Origin of the sequence: Bradyrhizobium sp. CCGUVB14, assembly GCF_024199935.1 — a bacterium.
Lineage (GTDB): Bacteria > Pseudomonadota > Alphaproteobacteria > Rhizobiales > Xanthobacteraceae > Bradyrhizobium.
In genome coordinates this window covers 5,918,586-5,943,002 of the sequence record NZ_JANADS010000001.1, presented here as the reverse complement: position 1 = coordinate 5,943,002, position 24,417 = coordinate 5,918,586, and the positions used below count along the sequence as shown (strand labels likewise).

General features: G+C 64.3%; 24 protein-coding genes, 1 tRNA gene and 1 pseudogene. 15 read left to right on the top strand and 11 right to left on the bottom strand.

Annotated features, from left to right (window positions below; all coding sequences use genetic code 11):
- Positions 1–122: 122 nt before the first annotated feature.
- From plsY to NLM32_RS27785, 3 genes are read right to left on the bottom strand one after another with little or no spacing between them, the layout of a single operon-like run.
- Entirely contained in the window at positions 123–719 is a 597-nt protein-coding gene (gene plsY / locus NLM32_RS27795; RefSeq protein WP_254135437.1) for a glycerol-3-phosphate 1-O-acyltransferase PlsY, read from the bottom strand.
- 53 nt (positions 720–772) lie between these two features.
- Entirely contained in the window at positions 773–2,074 is a 1,302-nt protein-coding gene (locus tag NLM32_RS27790) for a dihydroorotase (protein ID WP_254135436.1), read from the bottom strand.
- A 5-nt stretch (positions 2,075–2,079) separates the two neighbouring features.
- Entirely contained in the window at positions 2,080–3,027 is a 948-nt protein-coding gene (locus NLM32_RS27785) for an aspartate carbamoyltransferase catalytic subunit (RefSeq protein ID WP_200515468.1), read from the bottom strand.
- 235 nt (positions 3,028–3,262) lie between these two features.
- On the opposite strand from NLM32_RS27785, the gene NLM32_RS27780 reads away from it, so the two are divergent.
- From NLM32_RS27780 to NLM32_RS27770, 3 genes are all read left to right on the top strand, one after another.
- Positions 3,263–4,012 carry a M15 family metallopeptidase gene (locus NLM32_RS27780; RefSeq protein WP_375143575.1) on the top strand — a complete coding sequence of 250 codons (750 nt, stop codon included), beginning with the start codon at positions 3,263–3,265 and terminating at the stop codon, positions 4,010–4,012.
- Positions 4,013–4,032: 20 nt separating this feature from the next.
- Positions 4,033–4,836, top strand: coding sequence for a CPBP family intramembrane glutamic endopeptidase (locus NLM32_RS27775; RefSeq protein WP_254131991.1), 804 nt, complete (start codon positions 4,033–4,035; stop codon positions 4,834–4,836).
- A 119-nt stretch (positions 4,837–4,955) separates the two neighbouring features.
- Entirely contained in the window at positions 4,956–5,714 is a 759-nt protein-coding gene (locus NLM32_RS27770) for a CPBP family intramembrane glutamic endopeptidase (protein ID WP_254131990.1), read from the top strand.
- Here NLM32_RS27770 and NLM32_RS27765 read toward each other — a convergent pair.
- The 3 genes from NLM32_RS27765 to ruvX are packed head-to-tail and all read right to left on the bottom strand — an operon-like array spanning position 5,711 to position 7,596.
- Positions 5,711–6,643 (bottom strand): AEC family transporter, encoded by a 933-nt coding sequence (locus tag NLM32_RS27765; protein ID WP_254131989.1) that lies wholly within the window; start codon positions 6,641–6,643, stop codon positions 5,711–5,713. The two genes, NLM32_RS27770 and NLM32_RS27765, sit on opposite strands and share 4 nt — an antisense overlap.
- A 4-nt stretch (positions 6,644–6,647) precedes the next feature.
- Positions 6,648–7,103, bottom strand: coding sequence for a hypothetical protein (locus NLM32_RS27760; protein WP_254131988.1), 456 nt, complete (start codon positions 7,101–7,103; stop codon positions 6,648–6,650).
- A 13-nt stretch (positions 7,104–7,116) separates the two neighbouring features.
- The gene (ruvX, locus tag NLM32_RS27755; protein WP_254135435.1) at positions 7,117–7,596 is read right to left on the bottom strand and encodes a Holliday junction resolvase RuvX; all 480 of its coding nucleotides are present in this window, start codon (positions 7,594–7,596) and stop codon (positions 7,117–7,119) included.
- Between the two features lie 46 nt (positions 7,597–7,642).
- Between ruvX and NLM32_RS27750 the strand changes: the two genes are divergently transcribed.
- Entirely contained in the window at positions 7,643–7,858 is a 216-nt protein-coding gene (locus NLM32_RS27750) for a hypothetical protein (RefSeq protein ID WP_254131987.1), read from the top strand.
- On the opposite strand, the gene NLM32_RS27745 is transcribed toward NLM32_RS27750, so the two are convergent.
- Positions 7,845–8,735: a LysR family transcriptional regulator gene (locus tag NLM32_RS27745; protein ID WP_254131986.1), complete on the bottom strand. Its 891-nt coding sequence runs from the start codon at positions 8,733–8,735 to the stop codon at positions 7,845–7,847. The genes NLM32_RS27750 and NLM32_RS27745 overlap by 14 nt on opposite strands.
- 96 nt (positions 8,736–8,831) lie before the next feature.
- On the opposite strand from NLM32_RS27745, the gene NLM32_RS27740 reads away from it, so the two are divergent.
- The 7 genes from NLM32_RS27740 to gatB all read left to right on the top strand — a co-directional run bounded on the left by NLM32_RS27740 (position 8,832) and on the right by gatB (position 14,803).
- Positions 8,832–9,809 (top strand): nitronate monooxygenase family protein, encoded by a 978-nt coding sequence (locus NLM32_RS27740; RefSeq protein ID WP_254131985.1) that lies wholly within the window; start codon positions 8,832–8,834, stop codon positions 9,807–9,809.
- Positions 9,810–9,826: 17 nt separating this feature from the next.
- The gene (locus NLM32_RS27735) at positions 9,827–10,903 is read left to right on the top strand and encodes a nitronate monooxygenase family protein (RefSeq protein WP_254131984.1); all 1,077 of its coding nucleotides are present in this window, start codon (positions 9,827–9,829) and stop codon (positions 10,901–10,903) included.
- A 76-nt stretch (positions 10,904–10,979) separates the two neighbouring features.
- Positions 10,980–11,267 (top strand): Asp-tRNA(Asn)/Glu-tRNA(Gln) amidotransferase subunit GatC, encoded by a 288-nt coding sequence (gatC, locus tag NLM32_RS27730; RefSeq protein WP_157330292.1) that lies wholly within the window; start codon positions 10,980–10,982, stop codon positions 11,265–11,267.
- 83 nt (positions 11,268–11,350) lie between these two features.
- A complete protein-coding gene (locus NLM32_RS27725; RefSeq protein WP_254131983.1) occupies positions 11,351–11,563 on the top strand; it encodes a hypothetical protein in 213 nt (70 codons plus the stop codon).
- Entirely contained in the window at positions 11,560–13,035 is a 1,476-nt protein-coding gene (gene gatA, locus NLM32_RS27720) for an Asp-tRNA(Asn)/Glu-tRNA(Gln) amidotransferase subunit GatA (protein WP_254131982.1), read from the top strand. The genes NLM32_RS27725 and gatA overlap by 4 nt, the downstream gene beginning before the upstream one ends.
- Complete coding sequence (locus tag NLM32_RS27715) at positions 13,026–13,328, top strand: hypothetical protein (protein ID WP_254131981.1); 303 nt, start codon at positions 13,026–13,028, stop codon at positions 13,326–13,328. The genes gatA and NLM32_RS27715 overlap by 10 nt, the downstream gene beginning before the upstream one ends.
- Positions 13,325–14,803, top strand: a complete 1,479-nt coding sequence (gatB, locus tag NLM32_RS27710; RefSeq protein WP_254131980.1) for an Asp-tRNA(Asn)/Glu-tRNA(Gln) amidotransferase subunit GatB — start codon at positions 13,325–13,327, stop codon at positions 14,801–14,803. Before NLM32_RS27715 ends, gatB begins: the two co-directional genes overlap by 4 nt.
- A 1,338-nt stretch (positions 14,804–16,141) precedes the next feature.
- On the opposite strand, the gene NLM32_RS46400 is transcribed toward gatB, so the two are convergent.
- Both NLM32_RS46400 and NLM32_RS46395 read right to left on the bottom strand, forming a co-directional pair.
- A complete protein-coding gene (locus tag NLM32_RS46400) occupies positions 16,142–16,291 on the bottom strand; it encodes a transposase domain-containing protein (protein WP_375143574.1) in 150 nt (49 codons plus the stop codon).
- Positions 16,292–16,392: 101 nt separating this feature from the next.
- Positions 16,393–16,509: pseudogene (locus tag NLM32_RS46395) on the bottom strand (hypothetical protein); the annotation flags it as partial.
- A gap of 554 nt (positions 16,510–17,063) precedes the next feature.
- Between NLM32_RS46395 and NLM32_RS27700 the strand changes: the two are divergent.
- Both NLM32_RS27700 and NLM32_RS27695 read left to right on the top strand, forming a co-directional pair.
- Complete coding sequence (locus NLM32_RS27700; protein ID WP_234678771.1) at positions 17,064–17,330, top strand: hypothetical protein; 267 nt, start codon at positions 17,064–17,066, stop codon at positions 17,328–17,330.
- A gap of 107 nt (positions 17,331–17,437) precedes the next feature.
- The gene (locus NLM32_RS27695; protein ID WP_254131978.1) at positions 17,438–17,647 is read left to right on the top strand and encodes a hypothetical protein; all 210 of its coding nucleotides are present in this window, start codon (positions 17,438–17,440) and stop codon (positions 17,645–17,647) included.
- Positions 17,648–17,771: 124 nt separating this feature from the next.
- Here the strand turns inward: NLM32_RS27695 and NLM32_RS27690 are convergent.
- Positions 17,772–17,864, bottom strand: a tRNA-Ser gene (locus tag NLM32_RS27690).
- Positions 17,865–18,737: 873 nt separating this feature from the next.
- On the opposite strand from NLM32_RS27690, the gene NLM32_RS27685 reads away from it, so the two are divergent.
- Positions 18,738–20,288 (top strand): porin, encoded by a 1,551-nt coding sequence (locus tag NLM32_RS27685; RefSeq protein WP_254131977.1) that lies wholly within the window; start codon positions 18,738–18,740, stop codon positions 20,286–20,288.
- Positions 20,289–20,748: 460 nt separating this feature from the next.
- Here NLM32_RS27685 and NLM32_RS27680 read toward each other — a convergent pair whose 3' ends face one another.
- Positions 20,749–23,187 (bottom strand): lytic transglycosylase domain-containing protein, encoded by a 2,439-nt coding sequence (locus NLM32_RS27680; protein ID WP_254135434.1) that lies wholly within the window; start codon positions 23,185–23,187, stop codon positions 20,749–20,751.
- 296 nt (positions 23,188–23,483) lie between these two features.
- Between NLM32_RS27680 and dapA the strand changes: the two genes are divergently transcribed.
- Entirely contained in the window at positions 23,484–24,374 is an 891-nt protein-coding gene (dapA, locus tag NLM32_RS27675; protein ID WP_254131976.1) for a 4-hydroxy-tetrahydrodipicolinate synthase, read from the top strand.
- The last annotated feature ends 43 nt before the right edge of the window (positions 24,375–24,417 follow it).

Below are 24,417 nucleotides of genomic sequence, written 5' to 3'. Positions count from 1 at the left end.
CTGTCAGGATGACAGGCATGGAACCCGTTCGCCACTATCGCCGGCGAGCCGGCGACGAGTTGCGAACAGGATTTGGCATATAATGCGGAGGCCTTGCGGCGGTATCCGTACTTTTTCCGGAATTACGCCTTCTCGCCGATCCGGCCTTCTTTTCCCGATTGCAATCGCTTGATGTTCTCGCGATGCATGTAGAACAGCAGCATGGTCAGCACCGCGCCGAGCGCTGCGAGCGCGAGCTGGCCGAACCACCACAGGAACAGCGGCGTGATGAAGGCCGCCACCAGCGCCGAGAGCGAGGAATAGCGGGTGGTGAAGGCGGTCGCGAGCCAGATCAGGCAGAACACCACCGCGCCGGGCCAGAACAGGCCGAGCATGATGCCGATATAGACCGCAACACCTTTGCCGCCCTTGAACTTGAGCCAGACCGGGAAGAGGTGGCCGAGGAAGGCGCCGAGGCCGGCCAGCATCGCGGCATTGGGGCCGCCGATGTAGCCTGCGATCACCACGGCTACGGTGCCCTTGAGCGCGTCGAGCAGCAGGGTGGCGGCGGCGAGGCCCTTGCGGCCGGTGCGCAGCACATTGGTGGCGCCGATATTGCCGGAGCCGATCGAGCGCAGATCCTGGGTGCCGGCAAGCCGGGTCAGCACCAGCCCGAACGGGACGGAGCCGAGCAGATAGCCGATGACGAAGGCCACCGGCAGGAATGCATCAAGCGCCATGGCGGTGTCTCCATGGCTGACATAGCCAGCGCCCATGTCTGTCCCTCCGCACGTCAGACATGCTCGAAAACCGTTCGCCCACCAACGATGGTCCTGATAGCGCGGCCTGTAAAGCGGGCTTCGTCGAACGGGGTGTTCTTGCAGGGCGACTTGAGGTCGGCGGGATCGACCACCCAAGGCACGTCCGGGTCGATCACGATGACGTCGGCCGGGGCGCCGGTGCGCAGGGTTCCGCCGGGCAGGCCGAGCAGTTCGGCCGGCCGGGTCGACATCGCCCGGATCAGCGTCTTGAGGTCGAGCTCGTCATTGTGGACCAGCCGCAGGCCTGCCGGCAGCATGGTCTCCAGACCGATCGCGCCGGGAGCTGCTTCCGCGAACGGCAGGCGCTTGACCTCGACGTCCTGCGGATTGTGGTCGGACATGATGACGTCGACGAGGGCCGAGGCCACCGCCTCCACCAGCGCGCGACGATCGTCCTCGGTGCGCAGCGGCGGCGACACCTTCAGGAAGGACCGGTAGGGGCCGATATCGTTCTCGTTCAGCGCCAGATGATTGATCGAGACCGAGGCGCTGACGGCAAGGCCGGCGTCGCGGGCGCGCTTCAGGATCTCGAGCGACTCGATGCAGGACAGCGCCGCGGCGTGATAGCGGCCGCCGGTCAGCGCGACCAAACGCATGTCGCGTTCGAGGATCACGGCCTCGGCGGCCTTCGGGATGCCCATCAGGCCGAGGCGCGAGGCGAACTCGCCCTCGTTCATCACGCCTTCGCCCACGAGATCGGGGTCCTCGGTGTGATGCACGATCAGCGCGTCGAAATCGCGCGCGTAGGTCAGCGCGCGCCGCATCACCTGCGAATTGGTGACGCTGCGGTCGCCGTCGCTGAAGGCGACGGCGCCGGCGGCCTTGAGCAGGCCGAACTCGGTCATCTCCTCGCCGCGCATGCCCTTCGTGAGCGCCGCCATCGGCTGGATGTTGACGATCGCGGTGTCGCGCGCGCGGCGCATCACGAAATCGACGGTGGCGGAGTTGTCGATGACGGGCGAGGTGTCGGGCTGGCAGATGATGGTGGTGATGCCACCTGTCGCGGCCGCCTGGCTCGCGGAGGCAAAGGTCTCGCGATGGCTGAAGCCGGGCTCGCCGACGAAGGCGCGCATGTCGATCAGGCCGGGGGCCACGATCTTGCCGGAGCAGTTGACGACGTCGGTGCCCTCGGGGACGCCGGCCGCACCAATGCCGCGGCGGGTCTCGCGGATGATGCCGTCGGCAATCAGGACGTCGCCGGTTCCGTCGAAATCGCGGGAGGGATCGACGACGCGGGCGTTGGCGAGCAGGATCGGGCGGCGGTCGGTCAGCATGGGCATCACGCGTTCGGCAGGTTACGGGCGAGCGCTTCCAGCACGGCCATGCGCACGGCGACGCCCATCTCCACCTGTTCGCGGATCAGGGACTGCGCGCCGTCGGCCACGGCCGTGTCGATCTCGACGCCGCGGTTCATGGGGCCTGGATGCATCACGAGTGCATCCGGCTTGGCGTAGCCGAGCTTCTTCTGGTCGAGCCCGAAGTAGTGGAAATATTCGGAGGTCGACGGCACGAAGGAGCCGTTCATGCGCTCGCGCTGCAGCCGCAGCATCATGACGATATCCGCGCCGTTGAGCCCTTCGCGCATATCGCGTGCGACCTCGACGCCCATCCGCTCGATGCCGGGCGGCAGCAGCGTGGAGGGGCCGACAACGCGGACGCGAGCGCCCATGGTGTTGAGCAGGATGATGTTGGAGCGCGCGACGCGCGAATGCAGCACGTCGCCGCAGATCGCGACCACGAGGCCCTCGATCCGGCCCTTGTTGCGGCGGATGGTGAGCGCGTCGAGCAGAGCCTGGGTCGGGTGCTCGTGTGCGCCGTCGCCGGCATTGATCACGGAACCGTCAACCTTGCGGGCCAGCAGTTCCACCGCACCGGAGGCGTGATGGCGCACCACCAATATATCCGGGTGCATGGCGTTCAGCGTCATCGCGGTGTCGACCAGCGTCTCGCCCTTCTTGATGGACGAGGAGGACACCGACATGTTCATGACGTCGGCGCCGAGGCGTTTGCCGGCGAGCTCGAACGAGGACTGCGTCCGGGTCGAAGCCTCGAAGAAGAGGTTTACCTGCGTCCGTCCACGCAGGACGGTGCGCTTCTTGTCAACCTGGCGGTTGAGCTCGACATATTCTTCGGACAGGTCGAGGAGGCCGCTGATGTCGGCCGCGGAAAGGCCCTCGATGCCCAGCAAATGCCGGTGGCCGAGGACGAAGGTCGATTTCGATGTCATTAAAGCGAGAGCTATAGGCGTGGATGGCGGGGGGAGCAAGGGCCAATGCCGGGGCGGGGAGTTATCCCCTGATGTCTGCCGCACTCTCTCCGTCATGCCCGGGCATAGCCGTTCGAAGGACGGCGTCGCTTCCGCTAGCCCATGTCCCGGGCATCCACGATCTTCTATCGAATTTAACGCAAAAGAACGTGGATGGCCGGGACAAGCCCGGCCATGACGGATGCGGAGGCAGCTTGTGAGATCACTCCTGATTGCGGCCATTGCAACAATTGCAGTCCCGTTCGCCCACGCCCAATCGCTTCCCGGCGGCTTCGTCTATTTGCGCGACGTCGATCCCACCATCATCCAGGACATCCGCTACGCGAGCTCCAACAATTTCATCGGCCGCCCGATCGCCGGCTACGGCGCAGGCGAATGCGTGGTGAAGCGCGAAGTCGGGCTGCGGCTGAAAGCCGTGCAGCAGGATCTGGCGGCACAGAATCTGTCGCTCAAGATGTTCGACTGCTACCGGCCGGCGCGCGCCTCGCTCGATATGGTGAAATGGTCGCAGAACGGCCACGAGACCGCCGCCGACCGGCGCTACAATCCGCGCATCGCCAAGACCGAGCTGTTTCGCCTCGGCTATATCGCGAGCCGCTCGCAGCACTCTACGGGTGCGGCGCTGGATCTGACACTGGTCGATCTCAAGGCCGACAATTCCGCCAGGATCGATCCGTCAAAATCCTACGCCGACTGCACGGCGCCGGTCGCGGCGCGGTTGCCGGAAGGCAGCGTCGACATGGGCACCGGCTATGATTGCACCGATGCGATGGGGCATACCGCAGCACCGTCGATCACACAGGATCAGCGCGCCTGGCGCAGGCGGCTGGTGGCTGCGATGGCGAAGCAAGGCTTTGTGAACTATTCGAAGGAGTGGTGGCATTTTTCCCTGCCAGGGGCGGGCGGGGCGGCCTATGATTTCCCGATCCAGCCGCGGCGGAACTGATTCCGGCCGCAGGAAGCACCATGACAGAGCCCGCGATCACGACCGACGACGTCAATTCCCTCGATCCCGTCCATCCGGCGCTCACCGCAACATCGGCGGAGCAGGCGCCGCTGCGCGTCTGGAAGTTCTGGGGCACGGCGCTGTGGGGCCTGCTCGTCTTCGTCGCGATGTTCGTTGGTCAGGTCGGGGCGATCCTGCTGCTGGTCGCGCTGCGCGCCCTGCCGCTCGACATGGCCTCGATCCAGTCGGTCGGTCATGAGCCGCAGGCACTGGCGCTGTCCGTCATCATGGGCCTGCCTGCGACGTTAGCTGCGGTGTGGCTCGCCATCCGCATCAAGAAAGCATCCTTCGTCGACTATCTCGCGCTGCGCTGGCCTGCCTGGAGGCAGCTCCTGCTCGGCGCCGCCGGCCTCATCCTGGTCGTGATGGCCTGGGAAATCGTCTCGCGATCGCTCGGCCGCGAGGCCACGCCGGGCTTCATGACCGATCTCCTGAAATCGGGCCGCGACAAGGGCGCGGCGCTGTTGCTGCTGTTCGCCTTCAGCGTGGCGGCACCGATGTCGGAGGAGGTGCTCGCGCGCGGCTTCCTTTTCCGCGGCTGGTCGGCGAGCTTCCTGCGCGTGCCCGGCGCGATCATCCTGTCGTCACTGGTGTGGACGGCGGTGCATCTGCAATACGATCTGTACTTCCTCGCCGAGGTGTTCTCCATCGGCCTCTGGTTCGGCTACATGCGCCATCGCGCCAACTCGCTCTGGCTCACCATCGTGCTGCACGCGCTGAACAACATGACGGCGGTGGTGCTGACGATGTGGCTGGGAGAGTAGGGCGACGGTTAGAGAAGGCTTCTGCCAAGGCCGGTCGCAATTGCCGGCCTGATGATCCTCGGATAGGTTAGGTAGAACCATCTCCCGCCTTCGCTGCGACGTTGTCGCGGAAAGCCCGCATGTCTGATCTCCAAAGTGCCGTCCCGCCGGCAGCTGGCTCAGCGCCGAATTCCCGCACCTGGGATTTCATGGAGACGCTGTTTGTCGCGTTGCTTGCTGACGGCGCATTCGTGCTGACGGGTAGCGTCGCGCTGATGCTCTTGCTCGCCGCCTATGGTGGAACGAAGAACCTGACGACGGCCGAGTTTCAGGCTGTATGGGAGCAGGGCCGCTGGCAGGCCTCCGGCATCATCTTGGGAACGCCAGCTGCGATCGCAGTGCTGTGGGCGGCCGTCCGGATAGCCGGGAGAGGCTTCGCTGATTATCTGGCGCTGAACTGGCCGAGTCGCGACGTGGTGGTCTGCGGGTTCGGCGTCATGATCATTCTGATAACCATCGAAGCTTTTGTCACGATCAAGCTCGGTCTGGCGAGGCCACAAACCAGTTCCGATCTCGTCGTTGGAGGGGCGGCAGGATTGCTCACTTTCGCGATCGGAATGTGCGTTGGGGCGCCGGTACTGGAGGAGTTCCTCTTCCGAGGATTTATGTTTCGAGGGTGGTCTCAGTCGTTTCTGGGGCCGTACGGTGCCATCGTGCTGACAGCGGCACTGTGGGCGCTCAACCATACGCAGTACGGCTGGTATGAGCGCTCTTGGATTTTTGTCACCGGTCTCACGCTTGGCTATTTTCGCCTGCGAGCCAATTCGACTTGGCTGACCGTCATGCTCCATTCGGGCATGAACATGGCGATCGTCTTCCTCGGCGGGCCTTACACCTAGCTTCCCGTCGCCACCAGCGCGATCGCGATCGGCATCGTGATCGCCGCCAAAATCGTCTGCAGCGTGATGATCTGTGCCAGTAGCGGCGCGTCGCCGCCCATCTGGCGGGCGAGCACATAAGCGCTCGGCGAGGTCGGCACGGCGGCGCAGATCGCGACGATCGCGAGGTTGGTGCCGGTCAGCCCGAACCAGACGGCGAGCGCCAGCGCGAGCACCGGCATCAGCGCCAGTTTGAACGCCACGCCGAGGGTTACGCCGAGGCTCGGGCGAAGCAGGCCCTTGAGCTGGAGGCCGGCGCCGGTGACGAGCAGGCCGATGGCGAGCGAGGAGCGGCCGAGCGCGTCCGCAACCTCGTGCCAGATCCTTGGCAGCGGCAGATGGATGACATTGATGACGAGACCTATGACGCACGCCCAGATCAGGGGATTGCGGACTACCGTCATGATGATCGCGCGCGTGGACTGCTTCTCGGGGGAAGCGTAGTGCGCCAGCACGGCGACGCTGAACACGTTCACCAGCGGGATGATCGCGACCATCGCGACCGAGGCCAGCGCCAGCCCGACGTCGCCATACAAATTGGCGGAGACGGACAGCGCCACATAGGTCTGCCAGCGCGTTGCGCCCTGGAAGATCGAGGTGAAGGCGGGGCCGTCGATGTTCAGTCGCGACAGGGCAGGGCGGAGCGCGAGGCAGAGCAGCGACATCGCGAGCGCCGACAGCAGCAGCGCGCCGCCGACGCCGGCGACCGGCACCTGTGAGAGGTCCGCCTTCACCAGCGTCTGGATCAGCAGCATCGGAAACAGCACGAAATAGGTCAGCCGCTCCAGCCCGTGCCATTGCGTGTCGAGCCGCATCAGGCTGTGCCGCAGCACCACGCCGAGCACGATGAGGACGAAGACCGGCAGCAGAGCCGCGATCACGACGGCCATGCGCCTATTCCTTTTTCAACACGAAATCGGCTCCGCGCGTCCCGAAGCGGGGGCCCTTTGGCGTGATGGTGTGCTTCGGGTCCATCCAGTCGCCGGTGATCTCGTCCGCGGCGGTGAAGTGGGCGACATAGAGCCCATTGAGGACGGCGTCATCGCCCTTGATGTATCCAGTTTCGGTCCACTTGATCAGCGAGCCCTCGACCGCTCCCTTCACTTTTGTCGTCGTGTCGAAGGTCGGCCACTCCATCATGCCGGTGAATTCATTGCCCGAGATCGCGTCGATGGTCACTTTGACGGCGAAGCTGTCGTTGATGTCGTGCGAATATTGATTGAACGTCCCGGACCAGATGCCCTTGAGCTCCGAGGCGGCATGATCTTCCGTGGCAAAGGAAGCCTGGACGGCGAGCAGAGCAAGGAGAAGGGCGCCGATCGATATTCTTGTTCTTGCCGGCAATTGCATTCGTCGCTTCCAATCAGCCTTGTCGAAGATTGGCGAGCCGGTCGAGTGCGCCCTGCAGGATGAAGATGGCGGCGTGCTCGTCGATCACCTCGGCGCGCTTGGCGCGGCTGACGTCCATGCCGATCAGCTCGCGCTCGACGGCGGCGGTCGAGAGGCGCTCGTCCCAGAGGCCGATGGGAAGCGCGGTCAGATTGGCCAGATTGCGGGCGAAGGCGCGGGTCGACTGGGCGCGCGGGCCCTCGCTGCCGTCCATGTTGATGGGCAGGCCGAGCACGAAGCCGACGACCTTGCGCTCCGTGGCGATCGCAAGGAGGCGGGCGGCGTCCTGCTTGAACTGCTTGCGCTGGATGGTCTCGACGCCCGTGGCGAGCCTGCGGTCCGGATTGGATACGGCAACGCCGATGGTCTTGGTGCCGAGGTCAAGGCCGATCAGCCCGCCGCGTTCGGGCCAGTGGGTTGCAGCATCGACGAGAGGCAGGATAAGAGCCGGCATGGTGTAGCGCATATCACGCGTCGCGCAGCGGAGTGAACCCGGAACAATGGATGCACTGACGTTATTCGGCTTGTTTGCCGTCAGCGCGATGCTGGTCTGCTATGCTCTCGAAGACCGCAGTCACTGGTTCGTGCTGCTGTTCGCGGCCTCCTGCGCGCTCGGCTCGACCTACGGCTTCCTGCAGGGCGCCTGGCCGTTCGGTCTGGTCGAGGCGATCTGGGCCTTGGTTGCGCTGCGGCGATGGTGGATCAGGCCGCTATGATTTCGTCGTCCTTGGTCAGGCACGACAAGAAGCCACTCAGCGCGCTGGTTTGATGGCCGGCGCGCCGCTGGATGAACAGCGTCTCGACGCGTGCATGCAGCGGATTGAGCGTGTGCATCGTCACGCTGCCGTTCATCGCGCTGCGCTCGACCACCGCGCGCGGCAACAGCGTCACGCCCATGTCGGCGGCGACGCAGCCGATCATGCCGTCGAGGGTGCCGAGCTCGAAGCGCGCGGCCGAGGGCCAACCGAACTCGACAAAGATCTGCTCGAGGCGCTGCCGATAGGTGCAACCGGTGCGGAACACCAGCGCGGTCGGGCCTGACTCTGGCGTGCCGGCGCGCAGCTCGGCGAGCGAGGCCCAGCGCCGTGCGCTGACCAGCACCAGCTCTTCGCGGAAGGCGCTGGTCGCGCTGAGATCGGCATGCGCGATGGGACCTGCGACAAAGGCACCATCGAGCGTGCCTTCGAGCACGCCGGCGACGAGATCGGCTGTAGGTGACGTGCGCAGGCTCAGCCGCACGGCGGGGAAGCGGCGATGAAAGTCGGCGAGCAGCGGCGGCAGCCGCACGGCTGCCGTCGTCTCCATCGAGCCGATCGACAGCGGCCCCTTGGGTTCGCCATCGTCTCGCGCCGCGAGCACCGCCTCGTGCGACAGCGCGGCCATTCGCTGGGCGTAAGGCAAAAGGCGCTTGCCGGCGCCGGTCAGCGCCATGCCTCGGCTGTGACGCTCGAACAGCGGTGTGCCGATCTCGGCCTCCAGGGCCTTGATGCGCTGGGTGACATTGGATTGCACCGTGTTGAGCTCTTCGGCGGCGCGGGTGATGCCGCCGGTCCGGGCCACCGCGGCAAAGGTCTGGATGTCGCTCAGTTCCATGGCGTCGTTTCGCTTTTGTGATGGCAGCGTTCGCAACAATTCATTTTTCGAGAATGCTAGTTGCGCCTAATGTTCCTGTCCAGAGTGGAAGACCCCATGCCGATCACCACGCCGCTGACGGAGCTTCTCGGGACCAGGCATCCGATCCTGTCGGCGCCCATGGACACGATCGCGGGCAGCCGGCTGACGCGCGCCATCAGCGAGGCCGGGGGGTTTGGGATTCTCGGTGGCGGCTACGGCGACCGGACCCGGCTTCAGGCCGAGGCGGCCGAGCTGAAGGGCTTTGCGCCGTTCGGGATCGGATTCATCACCTGGAGCCTGGCAAAGCAGCCCGAGCTTCTCGACATCGCGCTCGATGCCCGCCCACAGGCGGTCATGCTGTCCTTTGGCGATCCCGCGCCGTTCGCGCCGCGCATCAAGGCGAGCGGCGCGCGATTGATCTGCCAGGTGCAGAGCGAGGACATGGCGAAACAGGCGCTCGATGCCGGCGCGGAGATCTTGATCGCGCAGGGGACGGAAGCCGGCGGCCACGGCGCATCGCGCACCACCGTCGATATCGTGCCCGCGATCGTCGATCTCGCCGCCGGGCGCGTGCCGGTCGTCGCGGCCGGCGGCATTGCCGATGGCCGGGGCCTGGCCGCAATGATGATGTTAGGTGCATCCGGCGTGCTGATCGGCACGCGCTTCTACGCAAGCGTCGAGGCCAATGGCGCTGCGGAAGCGAAGGAGCGCATCCGCACGGCCGATGCAAACAACACGGTGCGTGGCGTCGTTCCCGACTGGTCGCGAAAACTGTTCTGGCCGGCGCCGTTCACCGCACGCACGCTGATCAACACCCATATCAAGAGCTGGACCGGCCGCGAGGTCGAGCTGCTGCAGCGCGCTGACGAGATTGCCAAGGACTATGCCTCGGCAAAAATGGCGGGCGATTTCGAAATCGCGGCCGTCTTTGCGGGAGAAGCGGTCGGCCTGATCCATGATATTCCACCGGCGGCCGAGATCGTCGAACGGATTGCGACCGAAGCCGAGCAGTTGCTTGCCGGCCGGCGCAACTCCATTGCATCGCTCGCCTGAACCAGGAGAGACACACCATGTGGCCTGACCGTCGACTGATCGATCTCTTCAAGACCGAATTCCCGATCGTGCTGGCGCCGATGGCCGGCGTGATGGATGCGGAGCTGGTGATCGCCGTGGCGGAAGGCGGCGGACTTGGCTCGTTGCCGAGTGCGATGCTGTCGCCGGAGAAGGCGCGCGAGCAGGTCAACATCATTCGCCAGCGTGTGAAGGCGCCGGTCAACATGAACTTCTTCTGCCACACGCCGATCGCGCTCACGGCGGAAGCCGAAGCGCGCTGGAAGCAGCGGCTCACGGGCTACTATACCGAGCATGGCCTCGATCCGTCGGCACCGATCAATGCGGCGAACCGCGCGCCGTTCGATGCCTCTTTCTGCGAGGTCGTCGAGGAGCTGAAGCCGGAGGTCGTCAGCTTCCATTTCGGTCTGCCGGAGGCGGCGCTGCTCAAGCGCGTCAAGGCGGCGGGCTGTCTCGTCATTTCGTCGGCCACCACGGTGAAGGAAGCGGTCTGGCTCGAACAGCGCGGCGCCGATGCCGTCATCGCGCAAGGCGCCGAGGCCGGCGGCCATCGCGGCATGTTCCTGACCGACAAGATTGCCGAGCAGCCCGGCACGTTTGCGCTGGTGCCGCAGGTCGCCGATGCCGTGAAGGTACCGGTGATCGCGGCCGGCGGCATCGCCGATGGGCGCGGCATTGCGGCCGCCTTCGCGCTCGGCGCCTCCGGCGTGCAGATCGGCAGCGCCTATTTGCGCTGTCCGGAGTCCAAGGTCAGCGCCGGTGGCCGCAAGGCGCTTGCCGAGGCGCGGGACGATTCCACCGTCATCACCAATGTCATGACTGGCCGCCCGGCGCGTGGCGTCCAGAACCGCCTGATGCGCGAGGCGGGCCCGATCTCGCCGGATGCGCCGCCATTTCCCCATGCGGCGACCGCGCTGGGGCCGCTGAAGACGGCTGCCGAAAAGCAGGGCAGGGTGGATTTCACCAATCTCTGGGCCGGACAGGCCATTGGCATGGGGAGGGAGCTTCCCGCCGCCGAATTGACCCGGGATCTCGCGAAATCGGCCTTGGCACGCCTCCGCCAGATGGCGGGGTAGGTCCCAGCGCCGGTTGCGGCGCAAAACCGGCCTCTGCTATACGGCACATAGGTTTTGCCGTGAGAGGCCTTATATAATGTCCGTCGACGCCACTACCGTCCGCCGCATCGCGCATCTGGCGCGCATTGCGGTGTCTGAGGACGAAGTTCCGCATCTGCAGGGCGAGCTCAACGCCATGCTCGCCTTTGTCGAGCAGCTCTCGGAGGTCAATGTCGAGGGCGTGGAGCCCATGACCTCGGTGACCCCGATGCAGATGAAGAAGCGGCAAGACGTGGTCAATGACGGCGAGATCGCCGACGATATCGTTGCCAACGCGCCTGCGACCGAAGGTCACTTCTTCCTGGTGCCCAAGGTTGTTGAATAGTTTTCAGAGCGTTTTCGAGCGAAGTGGATACCGGTTCGCGTAAAGAAAACGCGTCAAACTAAAGAGTCTCAGGACGCTGTCCGATGTGCATGCTTTGCGACGATGAGAAGGCCTATCAGGCCTACATGAACTACCTCGACAAGATGGAGCGGCAGGGCAAGGCTGCCGACCCCAATGTCGCCGTCAATGCCGTGCTCGACGAGCTTCAGGCCGCCGCGAATGCCGCTGCCAAGAAAGACGACCCGGCCACCGACAAGACCCTGTCTCCGTTCTTCTGCAGCCCGATCAATAAATGACCGATTTGACATCGCTGACGCTCGCCGAGGCCCGCAAGGGTCTCGCCGACAAGACTTTCACGTCGCTCGAGCTGACCGACGCGCATCTCAACGCGATCGAAGCCGCGCGCGTGCTCAACGCCTTCGTGATGGAGACGCCCGACCAGGCGCGCGCCATGGCGAAGGCCGTGGACGAGAAGATCGCCAAGGGTGAGGGCGGCCCGCTCGCGGGCATCCCGCTCGGCGTCAAGGATCTGTTCGCGACCAAGGGCGTGCGCACCACGGCGTGCTCGAAGATCCTCGGCAATTTCGTGCCGACCTACGAGTCCACCATCACCTCGCAGCTCTGGCGCGACGGTGCCGTGATGCTTGGCAAGCTCAACAATGACGAGTTCGCGATGGGCTCGGCGAACGAGACCTCGTGTTTCGGCCCCGTCGGCAATCCCTGGCGGCGCGATGGCAGCAATACGACGCTGGTGCCGGGCGGCTCGTCCGGCGGCTCGGCCTCGGCCGTGGCGGCGCTGCTGTGCATGGGCGCGACCGCGACCGACACTGGCGGCTCGATCCGCCAGCCGGCCGCGTTCACCGCGACCGTCGGCATCAAGCCGACCTATGGCCGCTGCTCGCGCTGGGGCATAGTCGCCTTTGCCTCCTCGCTCGACCAGGCCGGCCCGATCGCACGCACCACGCGCGATGCCGCGATGCTGCTGCGCTCGATGGCCGGGCACGATCCGAAGGACACGACGTCGGTCGATGTTGCCGTGCCGGATTACGAGGCTGCGATCGGCAGGTCCGTGAAGGGTCTCAAGATCGGCATTCCCAAGGAGTATCGTCTCGACGGTATGCCGGCCGAGATCGAGAAACTCTGGAGCGAGGGCGCGGCCTGGCTGAAGGCGGCCGGCGCCGAGCTCGTCGAAGTGTCGCTGCCGCACACCAAGTACGCGCTGCCGGCCTATTACATCGTGGCGCCGGCGGAGGCGTCCTCCAACCTCGCGCGCTATGACGGCGTCCGCTACGGCCTGCGCGAGCAGGGCAAGAACATCATCGAGCAATATGAGAACACCCGCGCCGAAGGTTTTGGCGCGGAGGTGCGCCGCCGCGTCATGATCGGCACCTATGTTCTCTCGGCCGGCTATTACGACGCCTATTATCTGCGCGCCCAGAAGGTGCGCACGCTGATCAAGAAGGACTTTGAGGATTGCTTCGCCAAGGGCGTCAACGCGATCCTGACGCCGGCGACGCCGTCGGCGGCCTTCGGCATCGGCGAGAAGGGCGGCGCCGATCCCGTCGAGATGTATCTCAACGACATCTTCACGGTGACCGTGAACATGGCGGGCCTGCCGGGCATTGCGGTGCCCGCCGGCAAGGACGCGCAGGGCCTGCCGCTCGGCCTTCAGCTGATCGGCCGACCCTTCGACGAGGAGACGCTGTTCTCGCTCGGCGAGGTGATCGAGCAGGCTGCCGGCCGCTTCACGCCCGCGAGGTGGTGGTGAATGTCGCTGATTTCATCGCGAGCCTCGGCGGCGCGGCGCCCGCGCCTGGCCTGAGCGCGCCGCTCGCCGGTCTCTGGTGGGCGGCGAAGGGCGATTGGGACGAGGCGCACAAGATCGTCCAGGACGACAATGGCCGCGACGCCGCCTGGGTGCACGCATACTTGCACCGCGTCGAAGGCGATCTCGGCAATGCCGGCTATTGGTACCGCCAGGCCGGCCAGCCTGCGGCAAAGGATTCATTGGAAGCGGAGTGGGAGCGGATCGCTGCCACGCTGCTCGGGAGCAAGACATGAGCACGGCCACGCACAAGCTTCTGAAGGGCTCGACCGGCGACTGGGAGATGGTCATCGGCATGGAGATCCATGCCCAGGTGACGTCGAACTCGAAGCTGTTCTCGGGCGCATCGACGGCGTTCGGCGGAGAGCCGAACAGCCATGTGTCGCTGGTCGATGCCGCGATGCCGGGCATGCTGCCCGTGATCAACGAGGAATGCGTCAGGCAGGCTGTCCGGACCGGGCTTGGCCTCAACGCAAGGATCAACCTGCGTTCGGTGTTCGATCGGAAAAACTATTTCTATCCGGACCTGCCGCAGGGCTACCAGATCAGCCAGTACAAATCGCCCGTGGTGGGCGAGGGCGAAGTGGTCGTCGAGCTCGACGGTGGCCGCAGTGTCTCCATCGGCATCGAGCGGCTGCATCTGGAGCAGGATGCCGGCAAGTTGCTGCACGACCGGTCGCCGACGATGTCGAATGTCGACCTCAACCGCTCCGGCGTGGCGCTGATGGAGATCGTATCAAAACCGGACATCCGCGATGCCGAGCAGGCCAAGGCCTACGTGACCAAGCTGCGCTCGATCCTGCGCTATCTCGGCACCTGCGACGGCGACATGGAGAAGGGGTCCTTGCGCGCCGACGTCAACGTCTCCGTGCGCAAGCCGGGCGCGCCGCTCGGCACCCGCTGCGAGATCAAGAACATGAACTCGATCACCTTCATCGGCCAGGCGATCGAGTACGAAGCGCGCCGCCAGATCGAGATCCTCGAGGATGGCGGCCAGATCGACCAGGAGACGCGGCTCTACGACCCCAACAAGGGCGAGACGCGCTCGATGCGCTCGAAGGAAGAGGCGCACGACTACCGCTACTTCCCCGATCCGGATTTGCTGCCGCTGGAGTTCTCGCAAGACTTCGTCGACGAGCTGAAGGCGAAGCTGCCGGAGCTGCCGGATCAGAAGAAGACGCGCTTCGTCGCCGACTTCGGCCTGTCGGCCTATGACGCGAGCGTGCTGGTCGCCGAGCGTGAGAGCGCGGTGTTCTACGAAACTGTGCTCGACAGGCTCGCCAACCGCGCCCGCGACGGCAAGATGGCGGCGAACTGGGTGATCAACGAGCTGTTCGGTCGTCTCAACAAGGAAGGCCGGGATATTACGGGCTCTCCTGTTACCTCCGAGCAGCTTGCTGCAATCGTCGACCTGATCGGCGAGGGCACGATCAGCGGCAAGATCGCCAAGGATCTGTTCGAGATTGTCTGGCAGGAGGGCGGCGATCCCCGTGCGCTGGTCGAAAGCCGCGGCATGAAGCAGGTCACGGATCTTTCGGCGATCGAAAAGGTTGTCGACGACATCATCGCGGCCAATCCCGACAAGGCCGCGCAGGTGAAGGACAAGCCGCAGTCGCTCGGCTGGTTCGTCGGCCAGGTGATGAAGTCATCCGGCGGCAAGGCGAACCCGCAAGCGGTCAACGAGCTGCTCAAGTCCAAGCTCGGCGTCTGACGTCACGCGTTCGGACGAGACGGCGAGACGCTCGCCGTCACCTCGCGCGACGTCGAGACGAGACGCGCGCACGCATCGCAGATGGCAAACTTCACCCCGTTGAGGTCACGATGCAGTTGCGAATCGCGGGGGCGCGATTCGCACAAAGCGGCGACTTACACGCGCTCCGATGAGCGCTTCCGCCGTTAAGCATGAAAATAATTTCGTTGCCAAAATTCGCGACTCAGAGTCCGCGACTCGCCTCCGCGAGGCGCTCGCGCGCATTGCAGCGTACGTCATCACGTTGATCGCGCGTGATGTGTGCGCGCAGAATAATACTTGCTGCATAGGATATTCTTGCAATCGCGGCTGTTGCCGACGTCGATGTTGCGAGAAGCATTTGCAACTGCAGACGCTTGTCTCTGCGCGTCGGCAAATCAAGCGCGGCTGGCGCACGCGCGCTGCGTCGTCAACACTTCCTTAAGTGAGAAGATGTTTTTTTCGTCGTGTTGGTGTATTCGGGGTGAGTGCACATTCGATCCCCGAATGCGCGCAGCGATTAAAGCCATCTCACACATCGGAGGGCAACATGGCCAAGAAAGCGAAGAAGGCGAAGAAGGCGAAGAGCGCAGTGAAGAAGACTGCGAAGAAGACCCGCAAGGTCGCGAAGAAGAAGAAGTAACTTCGCTTCTGAAGTTGCCGGCTCTCGCAGCCGGCACGTCATCAGCGCCTCCTAGAGGTTCTGGTCGACGATAGAGGGTGTCGGCGAGACATCAGGTCAACGGTCGGATCGTCAGCTTTCACGGGCTCGCTCGTCAAAGCCCGGTCCGGCAGAAGAAACAAGTTTTCTTCGTTCAGTGCGGCTCCCTGAACAAGGGCCCCGCAATTCCACAGACGGCCTTCGGGCTTATTTGGAATTTGGTCCTGACGTGTTCGCCGACGCCCTCGTTCCCTGAGGCCGGGGTATTGCCGGCATTCCCTTTTCCTACATTGCTGATCTGACAATGACGCCAAGCGTCAGCCAGGGTCCACGGTCAGCGGGACAGACCTGATTTGGTGGTGGAGATTAGGCTTCGCCTTCAGCGTCTGCAGGGGCGATCCATATCGGGGCTGGACCATCCCCGCACCAACCCCATTCGCTCAAGACCTCAATCAAGTCAGCGCAAGAACACTCATATCCCTCTCTTCCAGGGCCAAAGGAAGAGAACGTGTAGCCGGCCTCACGCATTTGGCCGATGTACGGGTCGAATGGATTCGTAACTCGTGCAAACCGCTGTACCGCGCGGCGCTCCAAAATCCCTCACGAGCAGATCGAACCGCTCCTTCCATTGGACGCGATGCGCTATGGCGGCCCGTTTATCATGCCGCCAGTTTTACAGCCTGCTGCGTCCAGTTCCAGGGGAGAAGCTCCGCCGGCCGATTGATCGGATGTCCCTTGGCCATGCGGTCGATGACATCGGCCAGATAGACCTCCGGGGCGAGCCCGTTGAGCTTCGCCGTCTCCAGCACGGTGTACAGGACGGCCGTCCGATCGCCATCGCCCTCGGAGCCAGGAGCAGGAAATTCTTTCTGGTGAGCGCGATCCCGCGCAGGGACCGTTCGGCCAAATTGTTGTCGATGCTGACGTGCCCGCCGGCGACGTGGAGGATGAGCGAATCCCAAGGCGTCACCGCATATCCAATCGCCTTGTAGAGCGCGGTCTTCGAGGAAAGCGGCCGCTGCTGCACCTCGAACCATTCTTGAGATCGGCGAGGATCGGGGCGGCGTGTTCCAGGCGAGCTGCCACACGCCGTTAGCCGCCATGCCGGTGATGGCGGCCTTTACGTCATGGAGCTGCCCGATCCGGCGCAGCGCCTCATAGTCCTTGTAGGAGTCCGCTTGGATCACCCCGCCTGCGCGGGGAACGACAGACGGCTGCGGTCACGCCAGCGCCGCCGCTCCCACAAATTGTAACCACAGGACACGCGCCACTGCGCGCGATGGTTATCGATGTCCAAAAATCGCACGGTAAACCAAATCTGACGAATCGCAGAAGTGCCTGCAAATCAGGGACTTCTTGAATTCCCTGCGCGCGCGGCAGGCGCTTCCGTTTACGTCTGCTTCATCGCGATACTTAAACTGCCATTCAAATTTGCCCGCCATCATCGCCTCCAACAAGCCGGCAAACGGCATTGGGGAAGAGTTGAACAGCGCACGATCCCAGAAGGGGTCAGGCAAATCAGAGTTGGACGGGAGCCGCGCTCGGGGGAACGAGGCGGCATAAGAAAAAAGGGGATGCGTTATGTTTCAGGGTACTTTCGATCTCGATGCGGCAACGCCGATCGATGCAAGCGCGCTGTCGGACGTTCTGTTCGAGCGTGGGATCTATTGGGCGAGCGGCCGCTCGGGCCTGGTCGACCTCGTCGCCGCGCACAAATGGTTCAACCTCGCTGCGCTGAAGGGCCGCAAGGACGCCGTCGCGCTGCGCCAGGAAGTGGCCGGCCAGATGTCGGAGTCCGAGATCTCGGCCGCGCAGCGTGACGCGAGGGCGTGGGTGTCCGCGCACTGAGCGGGCACTGGGGCCAATCTAATCGCGCAACTGGCCCGTGTTTTCATGGGTCGACGCGATTGCGCTGGATCAAGCCAATGAGTCGCGCCGCCGCCTAGACCCGCGGCATGAGCGACATCGACAAGCACGACGAATGGCTGCCGATTCAGATCGCGCCCGACGATTGCGATCTGGAACTCGGACGGCCGCACAAGACCGGCATTCTTCCGCTGACCTTTCCGTGTCGGCGCAGGGCCGGCGTCTGGTTCTATGTCTGGGCCGGCGAGGCCGTGCTGATATCACCCTCGCATTGGCGGATCTGGCGATCCGGCGTCTAGGCGCGGGCACACATATATAAGGAGCGCGCGAATCGGGCTGGGCTCGGCTGCGCGAAGCCTTGCGCCAGGCTGTCGCAGCCGTGCGACGATCGCTTTCAGATGAATGGATCTGGATTCTGCTGGGTGGCGGAGAGGGAGGGATTCGAACCCTCGATACAGCTTGAGACCGTATGACGCTTTAGCAAAGCGTTGCCTTCAGCCACTCGGCCACCTCTCCGGTGCGAGCCTTATGCATCTAATTGCTTGGGCCGGTCAATTTCGAAGCGTGTGTTTTTGCTCGAATTCCCAACGATTTCCGCAGCGCTGCGCGCCGATAACGATGGTTTGCTTTCCGGTCGAGACACTTCACGCCGGAAGAGCGGGGGCAGGACCAAAGCGTTGAGCAGGGGTGACAGAGACAGCGTCGGCGGGCGACGCCGCGTCTGCGCCATCAAGCAATTGAATTCACTCGAAGTTTCCTGCGGCGGCCGGCGCTGCGAGGCAAGGGGCCGGCTCGCCGCGCCGTTCGTCACTTATATAAGGCATCGACGGCGAACCTTTGGTCTTCGCCAGCGGGGATGCCGGCCCGATTCCCCAATCGGCCAAGTGACTTCAGCACCATAAAGTGGGCTGAACTGCCGGGGATCACCGAGAGTTACGGCGCGTTACACATCCCCTGAGTCTGCGCCCCGATTCCACGATTCGCGCGCGTCAGAGCCGCCTCTGTGTGTAAGCCGACGCGCGCGTCCTCGGATCGGGAATTTCGGCGGCAAATGGAACCGCTCAAAAAAATATAGTAAAAACAATATGTTGCAGGCGCCTTCCGATCACATCTGCGTGTTATTTGTGCAACACCCATCGGAAAACACACGTCGTAGGGCCGTTTCGGAGCGTTCTCTTGTTGTGTGTGCAAGGACGTTCGGTAATTGTGATCGGGCGACGGAGGGGGGCATCCCAAGGTCGTCCCGTTTAGGTCTTTCGCTTAAGTCCCTCGCGTTCATGCGGGTGTGTCCGAAGACGCGAAGGTGACCAAGGCGGGGATTTAAAGGGGGTTGGGGAATTGGCCATTCGGGTCAGTGACCTTCCCTGAAGAGCAACTTGGAGGTTTAACATGAAGTTGGTTAAGAGCCTTTTGCTCGGCTCAGCGGCGGGTCTGATCGCCGTGGGCGGAGCTCAGGCAGCCGATCTCCCCGTGAAGGCCAAGGCGGTCGAATACGTGAAGATCTGCTCCCTGTATGGTGCGGGTTTCTACTACATCCCGGGCACCGACACCTGCATCAAGCTGGGTGGTTACGTCCGTGCTGACATGGTTGCCGGTGGCGCCAACGACTACGGCTTCAACAACAGCCAGTCGACCGCGAACGGTGGTTCGAACAACCGTCTGACGAACTACTACTACACCCGCGCTCGTATGGACCTCAACGTCGATACCCGCACGGCGACTGAATACGGCGTTGTCCGTACCTACGCTGACATGATCTTCAGCTATGATACGAGCCAGGTCACCGGCAGCAGCCCGGCGACGTTCAACGGCACCAACCCCGGCCTCGGCCTCTACCATGCGTTCATCCAGTTCGCTGGGTTCACCATGGGCCGTACCGTCTCGATCTTCGACGCTCCGTGGAACAGCTATCCGGCTGGCGGTCCCGACACCATTCCGGGCGGCTCCAACCACGTGACCGGTATCAACCAGTTCGCCTACACCGCGGACTTCGGTCAGGGCATCACCGGTTCGCTGGCGTTGGAAAGCCCCGACACCCAGTCCAACGGTGCGGGCAACCTGTGGAACGTCAACGGCTTCGTGGCCTCCAGTGCTGTTAGCGGCGCTGGCGCGATCGTGACGACCTCGGCTGCTACGAACGCTGGCAACGCGCTGGTCCAGGGCCAGTACGGTGTCAACGCTTGGGGTGGCACGCGCTCGCCCGACATCGTCGGTGCTGTTCGTGTTGACCAGGCCTGGGGTCTTGCCCAGATTTCGGTCGCCGCGCATGACCTGCATCCCGGCTACTACGGCACCACCGAACCGACCGGTCATCCCTCCGACAAGTGGGGTTGGGCTGTCCAGGGTTCGTTGTCGATCAAGAACATCCCGACTGGTGCGGGTGACTCGATCAACTTGCAGGCCGTCTACACCGATGGCGACACGCGCCAGAACTTCCAGGTTCTGTTCCCGCAGCAGTTCTCGATGTACAGCGGCTCGGGCGTCGGCGCCTATCAGAGCCTCGGTTTCGCGGGTCTTGCTGATGGCGTCTTCGGTGCCGGTACCGGTATCGATACCGTCAAGACCTGGGGCGTTCGTGGTGGCTACACCCACAACTGGAGCCCCTACTGGGCGAGCGCCATTTACGGTGGCTACGCTCAGCTGAAGTACGGTGATACGGGCAAGGCTCTGATCTGCGCCAACTTCGTTGCCGCTTACGGTGCCGCCACCGCAACCTGTAACCCCGACTTCAACTTCGGCGTTATCGGCGTCAACACCGTGTGGACCCCGGTCAAGAACCTGGCCTTCACGGCTGACCTGAGCTGGTCGCGCCTGGATCAGAAGTACTCGGGCACGATCGCGATCCCGGCCATCTCGGCCTTCGCGAAGCCGGCTGCGACGTACGAGCTGAAGGATCAGAACTCCCTGACCCTGCTGCTCCGCGCTCAGCGCACCTTCTAATATCGATCTAACGATCGGTAGAGAGCCCCCGGCGGGAAACCGCCGGGGGCTTTTTCTGTTGGGCGATGTGGCGTGCCTGGGGCAGAGCCTGGTCCGACACTCGCCTGTCGTCGAGCGAGTTTCGGAAGCCTGAAGGTCTATCCTTCAAGCGTGGTCCATCAACCGGCACCATTGTGGGCTCGCGGCGTCAGTCAAGCGAGCGGGTTCAAACACCGAACAAGAGAGCCCAAGTCGAGCGGCTCGACATGGCGGACACGAGCCGGCGGGCGGCGCCGGTCCGAGGATGAGAATCTCGAGATCGTTCTGGAGAGCTCGCAGGCCTGGAGGCTAAGGCGCGGTAAGAGTGCGGCGGCACGGGTCTTCACCCTCGTTGCTGCGAAGGCGACGATCGTTTCGGCCTGAGCGAGGCGCACGTCCGTTGTCGCGGGAGCAGCCTCTTACGCGCGAGAGAGAAGGCCGGTTATTCCACGCTGCCGGCGCCGCGGCGCAAATCGGCCTCGATCTGGAGCCGCGTGCCACCGCCAAAGCGAGCGCGGTAGACTTGGAGGTTCTCCATGATCCGCTGCACGTAATTGCGTGTTTCGGAGAACGGGATCAGCTCGACCCAGTCGACCGCGTCGATCTTGGATTCGCGCGGGTCACCGTAACGGTCGATCCATTTCTTCACGCTGCCGCGGCCCGCGTTGTAGGCCGCAAAGGTCATGATGTAGGAGCCGCGATAATCCTCGAGCAGGCCGCCGAGCTCCGCTGCCCCGAGCGTGGCGTTGTAGGACGAATCGTTCCTCAGCCGCGACAGGTCATAGGTCGCGCCGTGCCGTTTGCAGACGTAACGCGCGGCGTCCGGTGTCACCTGCATCAGGCCGTAGGCCTGCGCGGGCGAGACCACGGCCGGATTGAACGCGCTTTCCTGCCGCGCGATCGCGTAGACGATGCTGCGCTCGACCTCGGGACCGATCTGCGTGAACTGCGGAATGCCGTTGACGGGGTAGGCGTAGAAGTCGAACGGCAGGCCGCGGTTGAGCGCGGCCTTGCCGACCAGCAGCATGCCACGCGCGTCGCTGTAGCGCTGGGTGAGCTCGCCGAGGCCGGTGAGCGCCTCGGGATCGCCGTTCTCGCCCATATCGGCAAGCATCGGCACCGCCATCTCGCGCTCGTCGAGTTCGTAAAGCAGTTGCGCCGCGCGCACGATCTCCAGCCGTTCGGCGCCGCGGCCGCGTGGCTGGCTGTTCAGCTCGATCTGCGGCAAGCCGAGCTTTGCACGCGCGAGCTGGCCGTAATAGCTCGTCGACTGCTCGGCGGCGCGGGCATAGGCGTTGCGCGCCTCCTGCTGGCGGCCCGCGGCTTCCGCGGCGCGGCCCTGCCAGTAACCGGCACGCGCCAGCGTGGTCGGATTGACGCTGCCGACGCCGATGCGGGCAAAGTGCTGGGCGGCTGCCGCGGGATCATTGAGGAAGCGCAGCGCGATCCAGCCCGCCGTGAATTCCTGCTCGGTCTTGTAGATGTCGCGTGAGGGGAGCGCCGCGTCGCGTGCGATCAGATAGGCGCTGCGGAAGTCCTCGGTGTCGATCATCTTGCGCGCCAGGAGGCGCCGCTCGATCCACCATTCGTCGAGATTGTAGAGCCGGTTCGGATCCTTCGGCGCCGCCAGCATGAGCTGGGCCGCCTCAGGAAACTTCTCTTCGCGGCGCAGCAGCTGGATCTTGCTGAAGATGAAACCGGGATCGCTGTGCAGCTCGCGCGGCACCTCTTCGAGCAGAGCGCGCGTGTTCGGCGCCTTCTTGAAGGAGGCGATGCGGGCCTTGGCGAGCGCGACATAGCCGGCGCCAAGGCGCCTCGCGGCGCGCAGTGCTGCCTCGGTCTCGCTGCCATAGAGCAGCGTGTCCATCCGCGCCTTCTGGTCGCCCGGCGTGAGCAGGGCGCCGAACTGGTCGAGCGCGTTGTTCTCGGTATCCTCCGACATCGGATCGCTGCGCCAGGCTTCGCGCACGAGGCGCTCGGCATTGGCGCGGTCGCCGCGTGCCAGCATCGCCTTGGCCAGCACGAAGCGGCCCTTGGCCGAAACGGGGGATTCGTTCTCGAACCACGACCAGCCGACGGAATCGTCGCGCCTGTCGTCCCACATCGCGGCCTCCAGGCGCCGGCGCAGGAAGGTCTGCGACGGCCAGCTCGGATTGGCCGAGAGGAAGGCGCGGTAGCGCTCAACGCTCGCGCCATTGTCCTCGCTGCGCAGGATGATCCATTCCGCGAGCTTTCGCGCAACGGGGTCCGAAATCGAATCCGCGTAACTGCTGGCATCGCCCGGCTTGCGCTTGCGCACGAGCTCAATGACGTTTTCCAGCGTGTCCTTATCGGCTTGCGACGTCGACGATGTCGCCGCAACGGCGGCCGGCGTCACCGGCTTGCGCGGGGCGGCGTGCTGGCGGGTCGCCGGTGCCAGCACCGGCGCTGCGACCGGTCTCGCGGAGGCGGGGGCGGGCCCGGAAGGTCTGACGGTGGCCGTCACCGCCGGCGCGGCGTGGGAGGCGGGAGCACTGGCGGCTGGACGTGATTTGGGCGCGGTGGCTGCAGCGGCGGGCTTCGGCTTGTCCTTCGCGGCATCCTTGCTGGCGGTCTTGCCAGCATCCTTCCCGGAATCCTTGGCGGATTTCTTCGCCGCTTCCGTCGCGCCATTCTTGGCCGGGGCGGGCGCCGCTGCTCCCTTGCTTGCGCCCTTGGCTGTTTCCTTGGCCGATCGCTTCGAAGCGTCCTTCGCGGGCGGTTTGGCAGCCGGCTTCGCAGTTCCCTTGTCAGTTCCCTTATTAGTTCCCGTGGCGGCCTGCTTGGCCGGTTCCTTCGCGGTGTCGTCGGCGGTCTCATTCGACTTGGCGAGGGCGACGCAGCCGATCGACAGGCCGGCCATCAGGCCTATGGCCAGACCGGCGGATCGCCATGCGGCACGCGGAAAGGAGGTCACGGAGGTTCGTCGCCCCGAATCAGTCAATTGGCTCAAGACCTGTCTGTACAAGATCTGGCTGTATTTGATTGAATATGCGGACAAAATACCAACAGCCGCTTACCTTCGCCCGGTTTGCACCACTACCGCGGCAAAATCGCGGCCTAAACGGTGCGTCAGTCGGCAGCAGGTCTTTTACCGGCCGGATAGACCCGATAAGAATGGGGCTTGCTCTAAAATCTCGCCGCGTACGGAGGAAGTCCATGGCAGCCAAGACGAAATTCCGGGGGTCGTTCACCGCCTTGGTCACGCCCTTCAAAAACGGCTCGCTGGACGAAGCGGCGTTCCGCTCCCTGGTCAACTGGCAGATCTCCGAGGGCACCAACGGCCTGGTCCCCGTCGGCACCACCGGCGAGAGCCCGACGCTTTCCCACGACGAGCACAAGAAGGTCGTCGAATGGTGCATCGAGGAAGCCAAGGGCCGGGTGCCCGTGATTGCCGGCGCCGGCTCCAACTCCACCAAGGAAGCAGTCGAGCTGGCCCAGCACGCCGAGAAGGCGGGCGCCAACGCCGTGCTGGTGGTGACGCCTTACTACAACAAGCCGACCCAGGAAGGCATGTATCAGCACTTCAAGGCGATCAACGATGCGATCGGGATTCCGATCATCATCTACAACATCCCGCCGCGCTCGGTGATCGACATGTCGGTCGACACCATGAAGCGTCTGTGGGAGCTGAAGAACATTGCCGGCGTCAAGGACGCCACCGCCAGCATGGTGCGCGTGTCGCAACAGCGCGCGGCACTCGGCGAGGATTTCAACCAGCTCTCTGGCGAAGACGCCACCATCATCGGCTACATGGCGCATGGCGGCCACGGCTGCATCTCGGTGACCTCGAACGTCGCGCCGCGTCTGTGCGCCGAGTTCCACGCCGCCTGGCAGAAGGGCGACGCCAAGGCGGCGCTCGCGATCCATGACAAGCTGATGCCGCTGCATAACAACCTTTTCATCGAGAGCAATCCGGCGCCGATCAAGTACGCGATGTCGCTGCTCGGCAAGTTCGACGAGACGCTGCGGCTGCCGATGGTGCCGGTGTCCGAACCGACGCGCGTTGCCGTGCGCAGCGCCATGGTGCACGCCGGACTGATCAACTGAGGCCATCGGGGGCTGCCGTAGCGAATTCAATGCAAGGCGTCGA